Raw genomic sequence first — 21,826 nt, forward strand, 5'->3', positions numbered from 1 at the left:
AACCTCCTGAACTTACATCGGATACATTATTTTTGAACCATAATCCTGATTTCTTCTACAACTTCAGGATTTGCCAGTGTCATGACATTGCCCACATCCCCCCTGTTGGAGATGGCGCCCAGAACCCGTCTCATGATTTTTCCGGACCGGGTCTTGGGCATATCCGGTACCAGCCATACTTTTCTGGGTTTGGCAATCTTGCCGATCTGGTCACAAATGGCATTGGAAATTTTCTGGGCCAGTTCCTCAGAGGGCACAACACCGGTTTTCAGGGCAACATACAGATCCGGTTCCTTGCCTTTGATGTCGTGGGCAACCGGAACAACGGCAGCTTCGGCCACCTCTTCGACGACCAGGGCGGCAGATTCGATTTCCTTGGTGCCCAGGCGGTGACCCGACACATTGATAACGTCATCAATCCTGCCCAGGACCCTGTAATAGCCGTCTTCGGACATGGTGGCCGCATCACCGGTCAGGTAGGGCCAGTCTCTCCAGTCTTTACTGTCGGGTTTCGTATTATATTTTCCAAAATAGGTTTCAACAAATCTGTCCCTGTCTCCCCAGATGGTCTGGAACATTCCCGGCCAGGGGTTCTGGATACAGATATTTCCGGCAACACCGGCCTGTGACACTTCATGGCCATCCTCATCAAAGATAATCGGGTGGATACCGGGAACTCCGGGGCCTGCGCTTCCGGGTTTCATGGGCTTGATGCCCGGGACGGTACTGCAAAGGAATCCACCGGTCTCTGTCTGCCAGTAGGTATCCACAATAATGGCTTCTCCTTTGCCCACAGCAGATTCATACCATTTCCAGACTTCCGGCTCGATGGGTTCACCAACGGTTGTCATGTGTTTGAAATGGTAAGTGTATTTGGCGGGTTCATCCGGTCCCAGTTTTCTTAAGGCCCTTATGGCTGTTGGGGCGGTATGAAAAATATTGACGTCCAGTTCCTGGGCAATTCTCCAGGAGCGACCGGCATCCGGATAGGTTGGGACGCCTTCATAAATAACGGTAGACGCACACAGGGCCAGGGGGCCATAAACAATAAACGAGTGGCCGGTAATCCATCCAATATCTGCCATGCACCAGTAAACGTCTTCAGGATGGATGTCCTGGATATATTTTGACATGGCGGTAACATAGGCAAGGTAACCGCCCGTTCCGTGCTGGCACCCTTTGGGTTTACCCGTGGTGCCACTGGTGTACATTAAAAACAGAGGGTCTTCAGACAACATCTGCTCGGGTTCAATCCTGGCGCCATAATAATCTTTCAATTTCTCATTGACAAAGACGTCTCTTCCTTCGACCATGGGTGTGTCTGAGGAATATTTGCCCGGGTATCTCTGCCACACGAGCACTGTATCGACGGTCTGTCCCTGCTCTGCTGCAATTTTAACGGCTTCGTCGGCATTGACTTTATGATTCAGCAGCTTGCCTGCCCTGTAATACGCATCCGAGACGATCAACACCCTGGATTGGGAATCGACGATTCTGTCGGCACTGGCACTGGGTGAGAATCCACCAAAAACAACGGAATGAATCACACCCAGTCTTGCACAGGCAAGCATGGTGATGGGAAGCTCTGCCGACATGGGCATATGGATGGTTACCCTGTCCCCTCTTTTAAGTTTTGCATGATCCCGTAACAACGCAGCAAATTCATTTACCCTGACATACAGTTCCTGGTAGGTGATATGCTCGATCTTTTCTTGTTCAAGCTCCGGGACAAAATGGATGGCTGTTTTGTTTTTACTGTCCTTTAGATGACGGTCTATGCAATTATAACTGGCATTGATCTTTCCACCTCTAAACCATTTGTAACAGGGTGCATCGCTGGCATCCAGAACTTCATCCCAATACTTGTACCATGTCAGCAGTTCAGCATATTCTGTGTAGTAATCCGGAAAGTTATCCAGGCTGAATCGATCAAAAACCGCTGGATCTGTAAGGTTGGCCTGAGCAATGAATTTTGTGGATGGATAATAATATTCTTCTTCTTTCCAATGGACTGCTATCTGGGCCTCTGTAGTTTCAACGACATCTTTTTTGCTCATTGATTATCTCCTTTGGGTTTATACGGGTTAAATTGCTATTTTAATAAAGGCTTAAGGAAACAATAAAGACGGCACCACCTCCCTTTTTTTTTAGAATAAAAATGGTATGAAAAAGGTTTAAAAATATTTTTAAATTTAACAATTAAGTTATAGCTAAAAGCAGTTTTTTTTAACGCTTCAGATTGAGTCCAGGCAACGTACCAAAGGAGATGGGGAAAATCGTAATTATTTAGTGAATCCGAATCATGTCGTACTTAAGCATTATTAAGAACTAAAGAGTAAGTCAACAAAAAAGTTGCTTTTTGTCGCTGAAAAAAAATAAAATTTTATAATAGATGAAATGGTTTGGGAAAACTTTTAAGCTAACTTGCTAAAATTTTAGGGATAAATGTCTTTAAACTATGTTAAATATATTTAAACAAGACAGATTTTAATAAAAAATTTACTTTTTTTATTAAAATAAAATGAAAATTTGATGTTTTTTTAAGTAAAAATTAAATTATTTTATGAATCGTATGATTACTTCATTATTTCGTGCAATGTTGATAATCAGTTTTTATAAAATAAATGTCACAGGGGCCATTATAATTTTTTGTGTGTGAGAATCCCCTGAATAAATTGTGTCATGATCGTTAACACGTGTTCGGGGTGTTCAATGTGGGGTGAGTGCCTGCAATTTGCAATCAGGCGCGTTTCAGCAAAGGGGGCATGGTCTTTGATGGATTGAATTTGTCTGATGGTACCATACTGATCGTCCGTTCCCTGGATGGCGAGTATGGGAACATGGATTCTACTTAAATATTTTTTAATGTTCCAGTGGATAAAATTGGGGTGCAGCCAGATATCATTCCATCCCCGGAAAGCATTTTCGGTATTTTTGCCATGGTATTTTTCAAGGCCTTGCCTCAATTGATGCTGTTCATAATTTATTTTTGCTTGAAGGATGCAATCCACGGTGATCTGTTCGCAGAATACGTGGGCGGATTGAGTGATCAATCCCTTTAATCCTTTTGCATCAGGGCTGCCGGCAAAGATAATGGCAATGGAGCCGCCATCGGAATGACCGATCAGAATATAGTCTTTAATGTGTGCTTGGTTTATAATGGCCGGTAATATATGCCGGGCTTGTTTGTGCATGAAATTGATTTTCCATGGCAGGGGGCTGGGATCGGAATTGCCATATCCGAACCGTGAATAAACCAGGGCAGGGCAGCCCGTAGCCTGGGATACCCTTGCAGGGAAATCTTTCCACATCCGTATACATCCAAGGCCCTCATGCAAAAAAATCAAGGTTGGCAGATTTTTTTCAATAGTTCCGTGCCATTGTATTTCAATCTTTCTGGAACCCAGGGTTAAAAAGGTCGTCCTGTTTTTTTGGGAAGGGGTCAAGGCAGCATTCCTCTCTATTTTCCCATTAATGTGTCATAGGCTTTTTGAATTTCAATGAATTTTTTGTTGGCAAGATCAGAAAATTCTTCACCCAGATGGGAAAGTTTATCCGGATGGTATTTTTTTATGGCTTCCTTATAGGCGGCCTGAATGTCTTTTTTGGAGGCATTGGGGTGAATACCCAGAATGTCGTAAGGGGTTTTTGGCACCTTTTGAGACGCTTGTCGTTTCCCATCGCTTTCGCGGTTCGTGCGGTTTGTCCGGCGGCTTTTTTTGTTGGATGCAAAATCGGTGGTTTTCCAATCAGAGGTCTGCTTGAAGGGGGACTGTTTTTTAAAAAAGAAATTGGGCAGTCTTCCATACCGGATCAGATAGACGAGGGTGCCCAGAACCACGCCATCATCCAACCAGCCGATATAGGGCAGTAATAGATCCGGAAGGATGTCCACGGGGCTGATCAAATACGCCACGCCGAAGATGATTAATCCTATTTTGAGGTAAAGATTCAACCGGTTATTTCCTGTTTAATACATCAATCATCGTATACAGTTTCCGGGGGGTATCCGGTTCAGTCAGTTTTTCCTTGAGAAACAGAACCGCATCAAAGGTACCATTGACATAAATCTCCCTGCCGTTGATATTGTGTTTGAATTCAAACAGGGCGGAACCATCTGTTGCCGTTAAGGTATAGGTATGCCACCCGTGACCGGCCAGGTGTTCTTTGGGAATATGCCACTCCTTTTCCTGTACATCCGGGTCCCTGACCATTTGAATGTCCTTTGTGTCAAAGTCGACTCCCAGGGTGTTAAAATATCCCACCATTGCCTTGGCAGTCCCTGACGTGTCAGCTTTCCCCTTTTGATGGCTTTCCGCCACCGCCAGGGTGTACCCTTTAAACAGACCGGGAAATGTGCTGGCTGCATATGCCATCATGGCCTGGAAGCCCACAATTTGTTTGGCCATGTTCGGTGCAATAACCGCCGGAGTTGAAGCCTTTTTTACCACCTGTTCCAATTGTTCCCTGTCCCCTCCTGTGGTGCCCATGACAAAAGGGATCTGGTTCTGGGTATAAAAAAGTGCATTCGAGTTCACGGCACTGGGATGGGTATAATCAATGGTGATAAAAGAGGGAAATCGGGTTTTTATCTGCTGGATTTTTTTATCCCTGATATCGGGCTTGACAAGTTCAAAAACAAGGGACTCAATGACAGTGGTGGTATCTTCAATTTCCTGGCCGGTAAGGGAAAAGGGGATGACATTAAACCTGCTGTCGGTGATGGCAGACTGGGCCATGGTCCTGGCAACATTTCCCGGCAGGCCATTGATCATGATCGGTGTTTTTTCCATTTATAACGACTCCTTTAAAGGGTTTGAACCAGGGTTGAAAGTTTGGGGAGTTTATCGGTATTCAACCCTGTGATGATTTTTTTTAAAGAGGTTACCGCATCAGGGATATATGCTTCAAACTGCGGTTTCATTTTTACCTGGCTCAAAAAACTGAAAGCCCCCAGAAATTGTAAGTTTCTGGTCAAACAGCAATAATGATACCCCTCTGAAAAATGGTGACTTTCCCCCGGGGTCAACCGTAATTTTTCCATGGTATAGTGTAACAGATCTGTTTGCATTTGATCGTTCAACTTAACATACGGGTCCATCAATAAAGATGCAAGATCATATTGCAGCGGTCCCTGCCTGGCAGATTGAAAATCAATAAAAAACGGGTGATTATTGTGGATCATAATATTTCTGGACTGCATATCCCGGTGCATCAGCCCCATAAATCCATGTTTCAGGGCATGGTCTGAGACATGATAAAATTCAGTTAAAAATTCATGAAAGCAAATGTCTAATTTTAAATACCCCTGAATGAACGCCTCCATGAAATACCGGCATTCCTTTTCGATGATCACTTGTCTGGAATATGTTTCGGTCTGACAGGTCCATTCCGGTTTAAACCCTTGAAGACCCTTGATGGAAAACTCTAGGGCAAGGTCAATCACGCGTTTGTACATCGTTAACGTGGCAGGGGCACTCGGTTGCTGTTTGACCCAGGTTTCCAGGTGGATATCACCCAGGTCATCAAGAATGACCATGCCGGAAAGCGCATCATAACCGAGAATGCGGGGTACGGGGATGTCCTTTGAAAAAAGATGATTGCCAATGTGAAGAAAAGCGTTCAATTGGCGGAGTCTGTCACTGTCCGGCATGCAGATGCCATGGTCACCGATAATGTTTGACTGCTTGTGATAGGTTGCCCGGTACCATCGCCGGTCTGATCCGTCACCGGCAAGGGGATGAATGTCTATATTTTTAATGTCGTCCTGTTTGATCCCGAATTGGGATGCCGCCAATTGGAGAAGGGAGGTCATTGAATAGGATGCAGGTGTCCCGATATCCGACCAGAAAAGATTTTTTTCTACAAATGCGGTCACCTGGCGTTGATGGCTGAGACCCTGATATACCGCGATGCTTGAAAATGATTTTTGAGGGGGAAAATAATCAAAAATCCGGGGCGACAACACCTGAATACCGGTAAAGGCAAGCCCGTCTGTTTTTGAATGAAAATTGCGGACATACCCCTGATCATCAATACTGACTTTATTGAAGTCCTTATGGTCATGAAGGACAAGGGTTGCAAGACTTTTTGACTGGGTATGAAACGCATAGACCCGGTTCAGATCAAGATTTGAAATGATATCGGAATTGATTACAAAAAAAGGCGCATCGTTTAAAAAAGGCCTGGCATTGGCAATGGCGCCGCCCGTGTCAAGGAGAACCGGTTCATGGAGTATCCGGATCGGTACAGGCGCGTTGAGTTCAGTGACAAAGCGGTCTATCTGGTCATGTAAATGATGGGTGTTGATCAGGATCTGGTCACAGCCATTGTCCACCAGTTGGTTGATGACATGTTCCAGTATGGGTTTGGACATCACCGTAAACAAGGGCTTTGGGATTTTCTGGGTGTAGGGTAAGAGCCGGGTGCCGAACCCTGCCGAAAGAATAAGTGCTTTCATGGGATTAGGACGCAATCAAAAGAAGTAACCGGTCAAGAATGTTTTTATAATAGTCAATCTTTATATGATCCTCAGACCCGTTAACCCCGTTTTTAGTAAAATAATTGACGGCATTGCGGTAATTGACCAGGGATAAGGATTCTTTGAACGTGATGAGTTTGCCTTTATACAGTTTTGTTCCCTTGGCATGGATTTTTTTGATGCGTTCTTTTTCCCCATGTTTATCGACGGCATATTTTTCAAAGTAAAGCAGGGTGGTTTTGTACGATTCGAAAAAAGGCTGGAGAAAGGCGGCAAACCATTTGAGCTTCCTTAATCCTTTGGAAGTGATGCGAAACACATCCGGTAAACGCGAATCCGGCACAAGGATCCCGTCATTTATAAATCCCTTTATGCACATGGAGATATTTTCTTCATAGGTGGTCTCTTCGTCAAAGAAAAATTCATCTGTAAATATTTTTTCCAGGAAGGTATACCTGAGCACAAGGTCTGAAGAGGAAAATTGAAACCTGTCCGCTTCAAGTATGGCAACAGCCGTGTACGCATAATTGATAAAAAAGGAGATCACGGAATTTTTATAATAGTCGAGAATTGCCCGTTTGTTATTTTTTACAATAAAAACGGTATTTTCTGTGATGTCATCATCATCTTCATCGGCAAGTTCGATAAAATTTCTGGAAATAAAGTCGTTGATGACAGAGTTCAGTGAATTATCCGCATCCATTAACAGTGTATCGGAAAGCTCGGCATTCATGAAGGTCAATATATTCATATACGTGGTGACCCCGGCCATCAATTGTTTTTTTGCAAACGTGTTTTTGGAGCAGTTCAGGACCGCACTGGCAATGATACCATGGGGGGTGACAACCGCATTAGCATTGATGGCATTGATCAGTTTATAGCCAAAACTTTTTATAAATTTTATATAGTCTTCCCTGGAAGTTTTGGAAAGATCAATATTTTTTTCCCGGATATACTCTTTGATGGAGATGGGGTCATCAAATCTCATATAGACCTTGCCGTATTTTTTCTTTAAAAATTTGCGGGCATTGATAAGACCCTTTAATGTTTCCGGTGTTTTTTTACCCCCCTCGATCTCCTTTAGATACACATCTTCTTCAAGCACACGGTCATAGCCGATAAAAACGGGTACAAAATACAGATTGTCACAGGCACCATTGAGATACGCATTAATGAGCATGGCAAGACCACCGGGTCTCGGACTTAATAGTTTTCCCGTCCGGCTTCTGCCGCCTTCGATGAAAATTTTGATATTAAAGCCTTCGTACAGCAGTTTTTCCAGGTAGGCAGCGAAAATTTTTGCATACAGCGGGGCGCCTTTAAATGTCCGTCGGAGAAAAAAAGCCCCCCCTCCCCTGAATAACGGTCCTAACGGCCAGAACGACAGGTTTTTGCCGGCGGCAATGTGGGGGCAGGGCATATTGTTTCTCAGCATGACATAGGGCAATAAAAGGTAGTCCAGATGGCTTTTATGGCAAGGCACCAGGATGAGGGGGGCCTCGGTTGATTTTTCTCTCATCCGGCTGATTTCATCCTGGTTGAGCACCAGATCTTCAAAAATATTTTTAAACACCCAGGTTAACAGCCAGTTGCCGAAATTGATGACCTGAAGATTGTAGTTCGCAGCAATTTCTTTGATATATCCGGCCGCTTTTTTATGGGTTTTACTCAAGGTAAGGTTATTTTCCAAGGCATATTGCGCCAGGTCTTCCCGTAAAGATTTCCGGGTTAAAATATCTTCAGTGATTTCCTGCCGTGATTTTAAAACCGGGCCGGTAATACTTTTTCTCTGTCGGTTCAGGATGTCCACTAGAAGGTTTCTTAATCTGTGGGCCTGAAATTCCGAATCCAGCTGTTCAATTTCAGGCTGGCGGATAAATTGATTTAAATTGACCGGATTTGCCAGTTCAACCCTTATTTTTTCCGGCTTTTTTAACATGGTAAAAAAGAGTTTTATCAGCCCGGGTTTCTCATGGGTGCCAAAAAAAATATCAGCCAGGGTTGGATCTTTTCTCATGGGCTTTGTGATATAAATGATGCCTTCCGGGATAATCATGATGGTTTTATCAATGGTTTTTTGAAGCTCGATCAAAAGAAGAAGGGGATCAGGGGTCGATTTGATAAATCGTTTATAGAAATCTTCTTCTTCAATCAGGCAGACAAAGCCGGATTTGCCGTTTAATAACTCTTTTGTGGCATATCCTGTTGTATAGGGATCTTTGAAGTGGAAGTGGTGAAAAAAATAATCCATATGGCACAGAAAGATTTGAAACAATCGCTTTACCGGCAAGAGAAAAAAGAACCGGAAATCAAACCCGATCTGGGGATAGGGCAGATCCAGGGATTTTAATTTAGTGTGATAATACAAAAAATCCAGGACCCGCTTATTTTTACTGGCATAAACAACAATATTGTCCTTGTCCAGGGTTTTTATTTTTTCTATGTTGTGATCATCAAAATTCAGCTTGTTGATCCATCGTTTCATCAGCTTTTGAATAAAATATCCGGAATTGCCGGGGTAAAAACATAGAAAATAATCATAGGTGTTGCCCAGCAGGTAATCAATCAACTTGCGAAGCTTAAGCCACAATAGTGCTGGAAGGCCTTTAAGCTTTTGAAATAATGCCATTATTTTTCCTTTAAAGGATTTTTCGATAAATGATATGCCCTCCCGTTAATTACCAAAGGTTCATGGGAATGGCAATCTTAAAATAGCCTTAAAATAGCCTTGAAAAAAACAAAGGCCTGTGCTATTTTTCTGCATCCTATGGTGACAATTTCCACATTTGTTTTTTTTGTAAATGAATGATTTTGTACTTTAATTAAAATGTTAGGAGGACCTCTTTATGAAAACGTTAATTGGTGGAGCGATTGCAGTTCTTCTGGGTGTTGTGGGTTTGGCTGTCTGGTTCGGTGAATTCTTAGCGCTTCTGGCAGGGTGTATCCCCATCGTTCTTCTCCTGGGTGGTGGCCTTGCACTTTATCTGGGGTTTGACGAGCTGAAAGATTCCTGGAAAAAAGATGAGGGTGTTGACGCTCCTTCACCCCAGGATGATAAGGCTAAAATCGAAAAACTTGAAAAAGAACTGAACGACCTGAAAAAAGCAAAATAAGCCATTCAGATAGACCCATCAAAAAAAAGCCCGCTTTATCGCGGGCTTTTTTTTGATGGCAAAGGCCCACGACCATCCCCGTGATCCCATGAGGGTTTCAGCGGGTGGGATAAGATGGGATGTAATTAACCCCCGGTGCCATATATCTTCCTGCTGTAAATCATTCATACAAACGGTACTTTTTTGAACAATCGTTAAATTGTTCCAGTTCTTTTTTCCATTGATCTGATACCAGCGCTAAATTTTTAAAATCCACCAGGTTTTTGCGAAGTGTTTTACTGCCAAGAATCAGATCTATGGGTAGTTTTTCAAATTCATATTCATACGGGGGGGATTTAAATTTAACGTCATCCGGATGAAATTTGAACATCAGCTGCAGTAAGATCAAAGCGGAAATATATGGTTTGAAATCAATGGGTGAGGTGACATGAAGGTGAAACCCTTTGCAGACACGACCCTGCCATTTTCCCGAGGTGGGTTCAAAATGAACCGGACGAAGCCAGGCCCCTTTTATCACCTTATCTGCCTGGGCCTTTATCTTTTTTGGATCCAGAAAAGGGGCCCCGAATTGTTCGAAAGGCAGTGTGGTACCGCGTCCCTCTGAGATATTGGTGCCTTCAAAGATGACCTGTCCGGGATAAACCATGCAGGATTGCGGTGTCGGCAGATTGGGGGAGGGGGGAATCCAGACAAGACCGGTATCCTGCCAATACATTTGTCTTTTCCAGCCGTTCATGGGAATAATGGTCAGGTCACATCCCAGATGAAATTCCCGGTTGAACAACTGGGATATTTCCCCGATGGTCAATCCATGCCGCATGGGAATCGGAAATCTACCCACAAAAGAGGCAAACGCTTCGGATAAAACATTGCCCTCTACCTGAGTGCCGCCAATGGGATTGGGTCGGTCCAGTATGACTACCCGCTTATGCAACTTTGCTGCCATCTCAAGACAAAAGGATACGGTATAAATAAAGGTATAGACCCGGGTGCCAACATCCTGAATATCAATCAGCAGCACATCAATTGGGTCAAACATGTCTTTGCTGGGGATTCTGGTATCCTTATACAAACTGAATACCGGGATATTCAAGTCGGGTTCCATAAAGTGGCCGGATTCAACCATGTTGTCCTGTTTTTCCCCATGAAATCCATGCTGGGGAGAAAATAGGATTTTTAACTGCCCCGGAAAAATGTGGTCAATCAGTCTGGATGCATGGGTGAAATGATGGTCAACCGAAGCGGGATTGCATAGCAGGCCAAGCCGTTTTCCCTTTAAATAATCCGGTGGATTTGTGATGAGGTTTTCAAGGCCGGTGAAGATACGTTTTTTCATAAATTCCTTATGTTCATTAACTCAAATTTCAGGGTTGGCCATTTATGCCTGGGGTCAGGCTTTCTTTATGGCACTTTTTACCCGTCTGGTCATAAAATAGTGATAAAAAGTACCATAAAGAAAGCCTGACCCCGTCGATTAAAGCTAAAGGTCGAAAGTTGAGTTCATTAATTGTTCAGGGTCTTTCCTATCATAATCGTTGACAAAATTTCAAATCCTAACTAAATATAATTCTTTTTATGTTTTAGGAGAATCAGGTCATGAAATTTAAAACCAGCGATCAGATCGCCACCATTAAACCGTATGTGCCGGGCAAACCGCTCAAGGAAGTTGAAAGAGAATACCATATTTCAAATCCCGTCAAGCTTGCTTCCAATGAAAATCCCCTGGGATTCTCCCCCCGGGTGCATGATGCCGTCAACCAACAGATGAAGGATATGAACCGGTACCCTGAATCTTCCGCCTATATTTTAAGCAATAAACTTGCCGGAAAATTTCACGTTCAACCACAGAATATGGTTTTGGGAAATGGGTCTGACGATATTATTTCACTTTTGGCTCATGGCTTTTTAAATCCCGGGGATGAGGCTGTTATGCCCCTGCCGTCTTTTTTGATGTACGAAATCAGTGTTAAGACCGCCAAAGGGGTGCCGGTTATGGTTCCTTTAGCGGATTATGCCACAAATCTGGAGGGTCTTGTTGATGCCATTTCCCCTAAAACAAGATTGATTTTTATTACCAACCCGTTTAATCCCACCGGCAGCACGATAACCTGGGATGAATTCAATGAATTTTCACAAACCGTACCGGATGATGTCATTATGGTTGTGGATGAAGCCTATATCGAGTTTGTAAGAGATGATGCGGTTTATAATTCTTTAACACACCCCTTACAGGATCCAAGGATCGTGACCCTTAGAACATTTTCCAAGGCCTATGGACTTGCAGGATTCAGGGTCGGGTACGGCATAATGGATGCTGAAATTGCTGAAGTTTTAAACCGGATCCGGCAGCCGTTTAATGTGAACAGTCTTGCCCAGGTTGCGGCGGCGGCTGCCCTTGATGATGAGGTGTTTTTTACTAAAAGTATCCAGGCCACCCATGAGGGCCTTGATTTCCTGTTTGATGCGCTTGAAACCATGGGGATTCGCTGTTTGCCGACGCAGTCTAATTTTTTGATGCTGGATCTTGAAACAGATGCCACACAGGTGTTTGAAGAACTGCTGAAACAGGGGGTGATTGTAAGATCAATGACTTCCTATGGGTATGATACGTTCATCCGGGTGAATACGGGAACAAAACAGGAGAACCTTATTTTTATTCAGGCATTGAAACGCGTTTTAAAAAGGTAAAAACGACACATGGGAACCAGAATTATCACCATTGACGGCCCTGCCGGTGCGGGTAAAACCACTGTCAGCCATTTGTTGTCCCAAAAGCTTGGGTGTGTCTATGTTGACACCGGTGCCCTTTACAGGGGGGTTGCCTTTGAAATTCAACAACAGAAAGTTGAATGGGAAAATGATGCGGTTTTGGAAAATTTTTTAAAGACACTGGATCTATATTTTGTGATGGAAAACCAGGCGTTTGTTTTAATGTCCTCAGGAAAAAATATTTCTCCGTTTATCCGGACATCTGACATCGCCCTTCTGGCATCTGCTTGTTCTGGAAAACCACAGGTTCGGGCAGCGCTTTTGGATATTCAAAGACACATTGCCCGGACAACCGATGCGGTATTTGAAGGCAGAGATATGGGAACGGTGGTTTTCCCGGAAGCGGCCTGTAAATTTTTTCTTGTTGCGGATTTAAGCGTTCGCGCGAAACGGCGTTATGATGAAATGCCGGATGAAGCAAAAGATATTCACCAGGTTCAACAGGAAATGGCGCTGAGGGATAACAATGATATTCACCGGGAAACGGCACCTCTCAAACCGGCAGCAGATGCCATAGAAATTGATGCCTCTTTTATGACCGCTGACCAGGTGGTTGAAAAAATGCTTGGGATTATTGAAAAAGCAGGTAAGACGCAATAATTTTATTGATTTTTTTATTTTCATTTGGTATAAAAAAGAATTGTACTTGTCTATATTTCGTTCTTTTTAGAGAAGTGCAAAATACGTTTAGGGAGATTAATATTAATGAATAACATTGCTGAAGAAAACGAAAATCAAAAAATGAATACTGAAACCTTAGAGAAAAAAGATGATCTGGTGTCTGAAGAAGAACAAGCGGTGACTGAACCTGAAGAGGAACAAGATGCACCCATGTCTGAAGAAGAGGATGCACCCATGCCTGAAGAGGATGAATCTGCATCCATGCCCGAAATAACCGGTGACGAAACAATGGAAGAACTTTTGGACATCTACGAGTCCAGCCTTAAAAAATTTGAAGAAGGGCAGGTCGTAACCGGAACGGTCATATCTGTTGGCAGGGATACGGTTCTTGTAGACGTCGGATATAAATCCGAAGGGCAGATCTCTATTCATGAATTCATTGATGAGGAAGGCAATGTCAATGTCAATGTCAATGATGAATTTGAGGTAATGATTGAAGTCTGGGATGAAGAAGAAGAAACTGTTCTGCTGTCCCATGAAAAAGCCAAAAAAGTTAAAATTTGGGACGCAATTAAAGACATTTACGATGACGATGGAACCATTGAAGGGGTAATTACCAGTCGGGTTAAAGGCGGGTTCTCTGTTGATATCGGCCTTCTGGCATTCCTTCCCGGATCACAGGCGGATCTCAGACCCATCCGCAATATGGATGAGATGGTGAACCAGACCTATACATTCAAAATTCTCAAATATAACAAAAAGAGAAACAATATCGTTCTTTCAAGGCGTGTTCTCCTTGAAGCGGTAAGGGATGAACTGAGAAGTACGACGCTTGAGGCGATTGAAGATGGCAAGGTCATGGAAGGCATCGTTAAAAATATCACCGAATACGGTGTGTTTGTCGATCTTGGCGGCGTGGACGGCCTTCTGCATATTACAGATATTTCATGGGGCAGGGTCAAGCATCCCTCGGAACTCTTTACCATTGGTGACAAAATCAATGTTAAGATTCTTTCTTTTGATCTTGAAAAAGAGAGAGTCTCCCTTGGTATGAAACAATTGACACCTGATCCATGGACAACAGCGGTGGATAAATTCCCCGTTGGCTCAAAAATATCCGGCAAAGTGGTCAGCCTGACAGATTACGGCGCGTTCATTGAACTTGAAGAAGGGGTTGAAGGACTCATTCATGTGTCTGAAATGTCCTGGACACGAAAGATCCGTCATCCATCCCAGATGGTAACCGTGGGGGAAATCGTTGAGGCCGTTGTTCTTGACCTGAAACCGGATAACCGTAGAATTTCCCTGGGCATCAAACAGACCGTGGATAATCCATGGGAAGTGATTTCTCAGAAATATCCCGTGGGCACCATCATTGAGGGTAAAATAAAAAATATTACGGAATTCGGTCTTTTTATCGGAATTGATGATGATATTGATGGGCTTGTTCATATTTCAGATATTTCATGGACAAAACGAATCAAGCATCCGTCCGAGATTTACAAGAAAAATGATACCATCCAGGCGGTTGTTCTCGATATTGACAAATCCAATGAACGATTTTCTCTGGGGATCAAGCAGACCCAGGCAGATCCATGGGAATCGGTTGGAGAACGGTATAAAGTCGGTAAGGAAATTTCCGGCGTTATCACAAACCTGACAGACTTTGGTGTATTTGTTGAACTTGAAGAAGGCATTGAAGGCCTTGTCCATGTGTCTGAAATCAGCAAAGAGAATGTGAAAAGCCCGAAAGAACATTATCAGATTGGTGAAACCATTACGGCGAAAGTAATGAACATCAACAGCGATGAAAGACGGATCGGTCTATCCATCAAGCGCCTTAAAGAAGACGATGATGATAAATACCTTGAAGATCTTGCTAAAAATTTGAAACCGGCAACCTCTTCTTTTGGGGAAATGCTGAGAAGCAATATCCAGGAGCAGATCGAAGCCAACAAAATTCAGGAAGCGCAAAAACAGGACAGTGAAGAAACAGATAAACCTGAAGAATAACGGAAAAATTTTAAAACTCATCGTTTTTGAGTGATAAATAGTGTATAAAGGGCCGGATAACCATAGCGTTGATCCGGCCTTTTTTTTAAACTCATTATTAGGACGTTTATATGTTTGCCCGAAGACATCCCTTCCTCTTTTTTTTAATGATTGTGACAGCTTGTTTAACGATCATGTTTATTGGCGTTGTCGTTCTCGTGTCCTTCAGTTCAAAACTGTTGACCACCCAATTTTCACAACACTATACATCTGCCAACGGTAATATTGGTGTTGTGGAAATCAATGGAATGATTCTGTCTTCAAAAAAAACAATTCAGGACATCAAAACCTTTCGTGAGGATGATGCGATCAAAGCCATTATTTTACGAATTGATTCTCCGGGGGGGGGAATCGGACCCTCCCAGGAAATCTACCGGGAAATCATGAAAACCCGAAAGGATAAAAAAATCATTACGTCCATGGGATCGGTGGCTGCCTCGGGTGGATACTATATTGCATCGGCATGTGACAAGATCGTTGCCAACCCCGGCACCATTACCGGCAGCATCGGTGTGATCATGGAATATGCCAATATCATGGAAATCGCTAAAAAGATCGGCATATCTCCTGTTGTGATTAAAAGCGGTCAGTTCAAGGATATCGGGTCGCCTTTAAGGGATCTTAAAGAGTCTGAAAAAAAACTGCTTCAAGCCCTTGTGGATGAGCTCCATCTCCAATTTGTGACAGACGCTGCCACTGCAAGGGGTATGGACGTTGAAGCAATGGCAGTGCTGGCGGATGGAAGGGTGTATTCCGGTCAGAATGCCCTCACCTTAAAATTAATTGACCGCCTGGGGAATCTTGATGATGCCGTTCAGTTGGCAGGGGAAATGGCCAATATCCAGGGGAAATTAACGCCGGTGTATCCCAAGGAAGACAAGATTACATTTATTAAAAAACTGGCGGACACCTTATTCAAAGATATCAATATCTCCGGCACTGTGACGGATAATCTCCGGTATATCATCAATTGATGTTAAGGCCAAAGAACATCGCAGCTTTATTTTCATTCTTTCAAGAATATTGTCGATAAAGGTCCTTTAATCGTCTTTCCGGGACGAAAGCATATCTCCCAAACAGAATATATTTATTGTTGGGCCATAAAATATGGTTAAAAATAGCAGGGTGCGGCTATTTTTTTGAAAAGATGGGTTCAGTTAAGTTTTAATATAGTTGCTAAACTTTAAGGGTTTTGATAGCAATGAATTCCAGGTTTTGAACGGCAAAATTACACCCTTTTTTTTAAGGAGATTTTTTTTATGGGAAAAATAAAACAGGTTAAAATGATGGCGAAGTTTCTACTGGTTTTGATCATCCCCATTTTTCTGGGTTCTTTACCTGCCCAGGCGCAAGACACAGATTTGATCCGAAACGGAAATTTTTCAAGTGACCTGTCCGAGTGGATTGTTAACCCTGAAACCGGACCCGGCTGGACACCCCTGACCAGTGGTGCCATTGACCTTCATCCCCCAACCTATGGTTACAATGGAACGGTTATTTACCAGAATCTTAATGTCACGGGGGTGGGAGGGGCAACCCTTAATTTCCAGGCCCGGCTGATCACCACAACACCCACCCTTCCTTCCGGCAATACCATTGTTTTTTACCTGACCTTTGTGGACACGGGCAATGCTGTTTCCCGGGTTAAAATCCTTTCCCCTGATAATAGTGCCATCCCCATGGATCCCAGTGATCCCGGGTCTGTTTTTACAGCATCTTACACGGTCCCAGCCAATGTCCGGAAACTTGTCAAAATTGAAGTGGACAAGGAAAATTACGGACCTTTCGTTGTGGACGATATCTCGCTTATAACAGCGGCTGCCGTGACCATTGGCGATTTACCCCATATTTTAAGCCTGTCTTCTTCCACGGGTGATTACCAGTCCAGCCTGACCATAATGGGGACCGGCTTTGGCGCAACCTCTCCCGTGGTCAAGATCAGCGGAAGTGCCGCCGGTATAACCGTGACATCTGCGTCTGACACCAGTATTGTGGTGATGATCCAGGACCCTGCCCGGAGCGGCTCGGTCAGTGTCACTGCAGATTTTGTGGAGAGTAACATCAACCATTTGTTTGATGTCACTTCACCCAACTACACGGTGAATGGGTTGCAAAAAAAGCTCGTGGTTGTCAAGGGCCAGATCGCCGAGTTTGTTTACCGTCTTGATTTTCTCAACGGATTCACCACCCAGACGGGTGTCAATTTTACCATACAGGGCCTTCCCCCGGGAACGGGTGCAACCTTTCTGCCGATTCCCGTAAAGAACACGGGCGGTGTAGTGCTGAAAATCAATACCGCATCGCTTTCGGCTGGTGAGTATCCATTTACCATCCAGGCCACGGATGGCGTTGTCGCAACCCGTCAGGCATCCTGCAGTCTTAAAGTGGCAGCCATTAAGGACATCCGGTTTTCTGAAACCACCTGGGACTCTGGCAGCGGAACAAACATTATCACGTATCTGACCGACAAAACAATCTCAACCCAAGGCCAGATTACTTTGACCGTCGAAGCTGTCGACACGGATGGAACGATCTGGAGCACGTGGGGAAACGGCCCCTTAAGCTTACAGTCAGGCAACCCTGGTGTGGTCGGCGTCTATAACCGGGCATTCGGGCCTGAATTCTATGCCTTGCAGTCAGGATCATCTACCATCACCGCCACCACCACAGATGGCTACCAGGAAACTTTTGTCATAACCGTGTCAATCCCTTCTCCATCCGTAACATTGATTTCTCTGAGTCCCCAGTCTGTGTACAACACCAGAAAAGACCCTATTGTTTTCCAGGCTCAGGCGGATGGACCGTTGAGCTGGACCGGCTTTGATTCGTCCGGCATGATGGGATTTGATGCGGATTTTCTTGATAAAATCAATTATGCATTAGATTATTTATCATCTTCATCAACCTTTAATTTGATCAATACGCCATCAGATTTAGGTATGGTGCTGTTCAATACGTCAACTGGATCAAGCAAGCGGGTTCTTCCCCTTTATCTTGTGAATGATCCGTCTCTTTCAGAACTCAAGGGTGGTGTCCGACCTTTGGATGATGCATTTGCTGAGATGTTCACCCTTGAATTTTACGACCTGTCCAACGGAACCACCCCTGCTTTTACCCGGCAACTGTTTCTCATGCATGGCGATAAGAATTTTGATGTGGGCGGAATTACACCGGGGACATACAAATTGCGACTCCTGGATGGAGGGGATGCATTGATGCCCCAGTGGTATCCCAATGCAGATTCTTTTTCCAATGCGCTACCGGTAACCCTTACACCGGGCCTTACCGACAATATTTATTTTTTTAATACAGGATATCCCTCAATTTCCTTTGCAAGCTCGGTAAAAACCGGGGGCAATACTTATCCGTCAGTAGGAATCAGCGATGCCACCGTGCAGGTGGTTGAAAATTACACTGTCTATGCACAAACTTCTGCGGATGGTGATTTTCAGCTTTCCGGGATCAGAGCGGATCAAAATTTTGAATTGACCATCACCAAAAGCGGATTTACACCGGTCTACAGCGCAATATTCAACGCTAATGAAAATATTCAGACCCTTTTGCCATACAGCCTTTTCCCTGCAGGAACGCTTTCTACCTGGGGGAATACCACCGGTAACGGCATAATACGGGGCCGGGTAAGCCGATTGAATACTCCCGCGGATTACCTGGACGGTGCTATTGTGACCGCTGTTAATGCCGCTGATACCAATCAGACGTTTCCTACGACCTACCAGGATATGTCCGGTACTTTTGGCGGCTCGGCAACCTATGGTAACGGCATCTTTGCTGTTCTCAATGTCCCGGCCGACGTCACCGTGAAGCTGACGGTGACCAAAACAGGGTGGGGCTTTGATAAACCGTCATCCTGGGTCAAAGTTCGATCCGATGCCCTTTGCGAGACCTCTTTTTTTGGTACATCAGTGGATGAACCCGCCATTCGGAGTACCTTTGAATCTGCCATGGCTGCTTACGCAAATAATAGTCTTTCAGGGTTTATGGCTTTTGTTTCAACCGATTATCTGGATGACGGCATGACTCGCACTCAATTTGAGGCAGAGATCAGCCAGATGATCCAGGCCGGTGAAACCCTGGCCTATGTCATCCAGTCGGTTTCAGTCCAACCGGATCAGGCGGTGATGACACTTGTCTGGAACGGAGTGGAGTCTGATACGCTTTATTTCCGAAAAGAAGGCGCAAATTGGATGGTTTATGGCAATCAGCACAAGTATGAAATCATGGCATTTTCCGGTCATACCCAGACCGACAACTGGGTGGAAATCATTGTCGAGGACCCTGATAGCACGATTACATCCGTCAGTGTGACCGGCCCCGGGATCACCGGTTCCATCACCCTCAACTACGATGAAACCCACCATTCCTGGGTTTCATGGCCGACAACCGCGCCTTATACCAATTTCGGACCGGAATTCGGAACCAGTCAGCCGGCGCTGCCGCTGACGTACACACTGACCATTGTGGAAAACCAGGCGAGTACTACTGCCACTGCCACGGTGAATAATTTTGTGAATGTGTTTGCTGTGCCGTCGTATCCAGCAATCGGACAGGCCATATCAGACCTCCAGTCTTTTTCATGGACAGGGGTTGGCAGCGGTTTCAGGTACGGGGTTGAACTCAATGATTCTAACGGCGTAAGGCTCTTTGATATCCATGACATTACTGCGACATCGGTTGCATATACCGGCCAGCCACTTGTGCCCGGATCTTATTCCTACTTTCTTCAGGTTCGAGACAATGATGAAAATTTTTCTATGATAACCGTACCTTTTATAATTAAACCGTTTAATGGAGATATTAATTATGATGGGAATGTGACACTGGCTGATGCTATCATATCCTTAAAAGTGATGACTGGCATAAACCAGGACAACCTGTCTCTCATTGCAGAGTCTAATGGCGATGGGAAAATTGGAATTGCAGAGTCCTCGGATATCTTGCAAAAAGCCGGCATGGTGCAGCCGGGGTCTAATCCTGTCGGTATCTGGAACGGAACCATTTCAAACAGTTCCATTGGCGGATCCGGTACCATTGAAAACTGGGAGTTCAAACAGGATCTATCCATGAGCGGGAACTGGACGTTTAACCCGGGAAATGGCGTGGCTGTTTCACTGGCCGTTGGCGGTAATTATACCTATCCCAACAATCGGATAAATTTCACAACAGCAGGAACAGCCACCCTGTCGGGAACCGTTTCAGGGACAGCCGCATACACATTGACGGTGAAAGGACGTCTCAGTTCCGGCACAACGGCTTCTGGGACCTATGTCATTGCGTTTGATGAGCCTGGCTGGTCTGATAATAATGGAAACTGGTCGGTCACAAGAACACCTTAACCCGATATGTTAAACGGACCCGTTCTATAGATAAAAAAAGGGGGTGCTTTTAAAAAAAAGCACCCCCTTCCCATTGGGGTATGATTATACAACCGAAAACGGTCAGGAATTTTTTTTTCGAGTACTATTCGAATATATCAATATCTCCGGCACCGTGACGGATAATCTCCGGTATATCATCAATTAAAGAAACGACACTGGATGGTGCCCCGGGAACCGGGCCACCATCAATGACCACATCAATGATGTTGATAAAATAATCATGCAGCAGGGACGGGTCTTCAAAAACCTTGCCGTCCGGATGGGTGGCACTGGTGGAAATGATGGGGTGGCCGAGGGTACTGGCCAGTGCCAGGGCAATGGCATTGTTCGGCACCCTTATCCCGGCTGTTTTCCGTTTGGTCAGCATCATTTTCGGAACCAGTTTAGAGCCGGTTAGAACAAAGGTATAGGGACCCGGCAATAGCCGTTTCATGTTTCGGTAAGCGAAATTTGACACTTTGGCATATTTGGAAATATCCTTTAAATCAGGGCAGATAAAACTAAACGGTTTGTTTTTATCCCGTTGTTTAATCGAATAAATTTTTTCAATGGCTCGTTTGTTCATAATATCGCACCCAATGCCATAGACGGTATCGGTGGGATAGGCGATAATTCCGCCTTTTTGAATAATATCCACCACCCTTTCGATGGCCCTTTCCTGGGGATTGTACGGATTGATTTTCAGCAGCATGGGTTATTTTTTATCCTGTTTGTTGTGAATGATTCGTTCAAGCCTGTTCTTTTTTGAATGTCCTGGGTGACACAGCCTGATAATTGGCTGGGTCCGATAGTGAGGTGGATAAAAATTTTATTTTCCAGGTTCACGGTGTTCCCCCACATGATCTGTATCCGGTCCCTAAACTTTTTTTTTGTGCCATATTTTATTTTGATATATTCGAGTCTTTGGGTCAATGAGACGACTTTGTCGTGCAACACCCGTTTGTCGGAATAGTTAACAATTTCCGGTATGGTAACTGGAGAATCAAGTTCATAAGAATCCAAAATGACATGCTGGCGGATGATATCCCCGACTTCAGGATAGCCCAACTGGGTCAGTATCTGGCCGCCGGTTTCGGCATGGTTCTCTTTTGTTTCAAAACTTCTGGTTTTTGTTATGTCATGAAGCAGTGCCGAAGACCTTGCCAGGCGGATATCAAGATCGGCGTTTGCGTCTTTAAGGTTTTGACATAAAAATCGTGCTACATTGGAAACCATGATCGAGTGGTCGATAATATGATCCATCATTCCCATTTTTTCTATCAGCTCAAAACATTTTTTTTCAGAGGGTATATTCATCAATCAATCGCTTAATTGTTCAAAATAATAAAATTATATTGAAGTTATACCCCTTACTGATATGATAGAAAAGGATTTTTTTAAAGGTGGTGATACAA

15 protein-coding genes are annotated in these 21,826 nt (G+C 44.2%); 6 read left to right on the plus strand and 9 right to left on the minus strand.

The window, feature by feature from the left end; translation table 11 throughout:
- Positions 1-26: 26 nt before the first annotated feature.
- The 6 genes from acs to Q1Q15_RS16630 all read right to left on the minus strand — a co-directional run bounded on the left by acs (position 27) and on the right by Q1Q15_RS16630 (position 9,110).
- The gene (gene acs, locus Q1Q15_RS16605) at positions 27-2,057 is read right to left on the minus strand and encodes an acetate--CoA ligase (protein ID WP_300462380.1); all 2,031 of its coding nucleotides are present in this window, start codon (positions 2,055-2,057) and stop codon (positions 27-29) included.
- 582 nt (positions 2,058-2,639) lie between these two features.
- Positions 2,640-3,446: an alpha/beta hydrolase gene (locus Q1Q15_RS16610; RefSeq protein ID WP_300462383.1), complete on the minus strand. Its 807-nt coding sequence runs from the start codon at positions 3,444-3,446 to the stop codon at positions 2,640-2,642.
- 14 nt (positions 3,447-3,460) lie between these two features.
- Entirely contained in the window at positions 3,461-3,955 is a 495-nt protein-coding gene (locus tag Q1Q15_RS16615; protein ID WP_300462386.1) for a DnaJ domain-containing protein, read from the minus strand.
- Positions 3,956-3,959: 4 nt separating this feature from the next.
- Positions 3,960-4,793, minus strand: coding sequence for a dihydrodipicolinate reductase (gene dapB / locus Q1Q15_RS16620; RefSeq protein WP_300462388.1), 834 nt, complete (start codon positions 4,791-4,793; stop codon positions 3,960-3,962).
- 14 nt (positions 4,794-4,807) lie between these two features.
- Positions 4,808-6,460 (minus strand): sugar phosphate nucleotidyltransferase, encoded by a 1,653-nt coding sequence (locus Q1Q15_RS16625; protein ID WP_300462391.1) that lies wholly within the window; start codon positions 6,458-6,460, stop codon positions 4,808-4,810.
- Positions 6,461-6,464: 4 nt separating this feature from the next.
- The gene (locus Q1Q15_RS16630; protein WP_300462395.1) at positions 6,465-9,110 is read right to left on the minus strand and encodes a 1-acyl-sn-glycerol-3-phosphate acyltransferase; all 2,646 of its coding nucleotides are present in this window, start codon (positions 9,108-9,110) and stop codon (positions 6,465-6,467) included.
- Positions 9,111-9,327: 217 nt separating this feature from the next.
- On the opposite strand from Q1Q15_RS16630, the gene Q1Q15_RS16635 reads away from it, so the two are divergent.
- Positions 9,328-9,594, plus strand: coding sequence for a hypothetical protein (locus Q1Q15_RS16635; protein ID WP_300462398.1), 267 nt, complete (start codon positions 9,328-9,330; stop codon positions 9,592-9,594).
- A gap of 160 nt (positions 9,595-9,754) precedes the next feature.
- Here Q1Q15_RS16635 and Q1Q15_RS16640 read toward each other — a convergent pair whose 3' ends face one another.
- Positions 9,755-10,930 carry a DUF1343 domain-containing protein gene (locus tag Q1Q15_RS16640; RefSeq protein ID WP_300462400.1) on the minus strand — a complete coding sequence of 392 codons (1,176 nt, stop codon included), beginning with the start codon at positions 10,928-10,930 and terminating at the stop codon, positions 9,755-9,757.
- Positions 10,931-11,190: 260 nt separating this feature from the next.
- On the opposite strand from Q1Q15_RS16640, the gene hisC reads away from it, so the two are divergent.
- From hisC to Q1Q15_RS16665, 5 genes are all read left to right on the plus strand, one after another.
- On the plus strand, positions 11,191-12,282 hold the full coding sequence (gene hisC / locus Q1Q15_RS16645) for a histidinol-phosphate transaminase (RefSeq protein ID WP_300462402.1): 1,092 nt from the start codon (positions 11,191-11,193) through the stop codon (positions 12,280-12,282).
- 9 nt (positions 12,283-12,291) lie between these two features.
- A complete protein-coding gene (gene cmk, locus Q1Q15_RS16650) occupies positions 12,292-12,963 on the plus strand; it encodes a (d)CMP kinase (protein WP_300462405.1) in 672 nt (223 codons plus the stop codon).
- A gap of 105 nt (positions 12,964-13,068) precedes the next feature.
- A complete protein-coding gene (locus tag Q1Q15_RS16655) occupies positions 13,069-14,997 on the plus strand; it encodes a 30S ribosomal protein S1 (protein ID WP_300462408.1) in 1,929 nt (642 codons plus the stop codon).
- Between the two features lie 110 nt (positions 14,998-15,107).
- Complete coding sequence (sppA, locus tag Q1Q15_RS16660) at positions 15,108-16,010, plus strand: signal peptide peptidase SppA (RefSeq protein ID WP_300462409.1); 903 nt, start codon at positions 15,108-15,110, stop codon at positions 16,008-16,010.
- Positions 16,011-16,295: 285 nt separating this feature from the next.
- On the plus strand, positions 16,296-20,390 hold the full coding sequence (locus tag Q1Q15_RS16665; protein ID WP_300462412.1) for an IPT/TIG domain-containing protein: 4,095 nt from the start codon (positions 16,296-16,298) through the stop codon (positions 20,388-20,390).
- A gap of 124 nt (positions 20,391-20,514) precedes the next feature.
- On the opposite strand, the gene Q1Q15_RS16670 is transcribed toward Q1Q15_RS16665, so the two are convergent.
- Positions 20,515-21,123 (minus strand): L-threonylcarbamoyladenylate synthase, encoded by a 609-nt coding sequence (locus Q1Q15_RS16670; RefSeq protein ID WP_300462415.1) that lies wholly within the window; start codon positions 21,121-21,123, stop codon positions 20,515-20,517.
- Entirely contained in the window at positions 21,114-21,728 is a 615-nt protein-coding gene (locus Q1Q15_RS16675) for an HDIG domain-containing metalloprotein (protein ID WP_300462417.1), read from the minus strand. Before Q1Q15_RS16675 ends, Q1Q15_RS16670 begins: the two co-directional genes overlap by 10 nt.
- Positions 21,729-21,826 lie beyond the last annotated feature (98 nt).

The organism is Desulfobacula sp. (assembly GCF_030145145.1).
GTDB lineage: Bacteria > Desulfobacterota > Desulfobacteria > Desulfobacterales > Desulfobacteraceae > Desulfobacula.

Coding starts and splice junctions, on each gene's coding strand:
- acs (WP_300462380.1), bottom strand. CDS start 2,057: ATGAGCAAAAAAGATGTCGTTGAAACTACAGAGGCCCAGATAGCAGTC.
- dapB (WP_300462388.1), bottom strand. CDS start 4,793: ATGGAAAAAACACCGATCATGATCAATGGCCTGCCGGGAAATGTTGCC.
- Q1Q15_RS16625 (WP_300462391.1), bottom strand. CDS start 6,460: ATGAAAGCACTTATTCTTTCGGCAGGGTTCGGCACCCGGCTCTTACCC.
- Q1Q15_RS16630 (WP_300462395.1), bottom strand. CDS start 9,110: ATGGCATTATTTCAAAAGCTTAAAGGCCTTCCAGCACTATTGTGGCTT.
- Q1Q15_RS16635 (WP_300462398.1), top strand. CDS start 9,328: ATGAAAACGTTAATTGGTGGAGCGATTGCAGTTCTTCTGGGTGTTGTG.
- Q1Q15_RS16640 (WP_300462400.1), bottom strand. CDS start 10,930: ATGAAAAAACGTATCTTCACCGGCCTTGAAAACCTCATCACAAATCCA.
- hisC (WP_300462402.1), top strand. CDS start 11,191: ATGAAATTTAAAACCAGCGATCAGATCGCCACCATTAAACCGTATGTG.
- cmk (WP_300462405.1), top strand. CDS start 12,292: ATGGGAACCAGAATTATCACCATTGACGGCCCTGCCGGTGCGGGTAAA.
- Q1Q15_RS16655 (WP_300462408.1), top strand. CDS start 13,069: ATGAATAACATTGCTGAAGAAAACGAAAATCAAAAAATGAATACTGAA.
- sppA (WP_300462409.1), top strand. CDS start 15,108: ATGTTTGCCCGAAGACATCCCTTCCTCTTTTTTTTAATGATTGTGACA.
- Q1Q15_RS16665 (WP_300462412.1), top strand. CDS start 16,296: ATGGGAAAAATAAAACAGGTTAAAATGATGGCGAAGTTTCTACTGGTT.
- Q1Q15_RS16670 (WP_300462415.1), bottom strand. CDS start 21,123: ATGCTGCTGAAAATCAATCCGTACAATCCCCAGGAAAGGGCCATCGAA.
- Q1Q15_RS16675 (WP_300462417.1), bottom strand. CDS start 21,728: ATGAATATACCCTCTGAAAAAAAATGTTTTGAGCTGATAGAAAAAATG.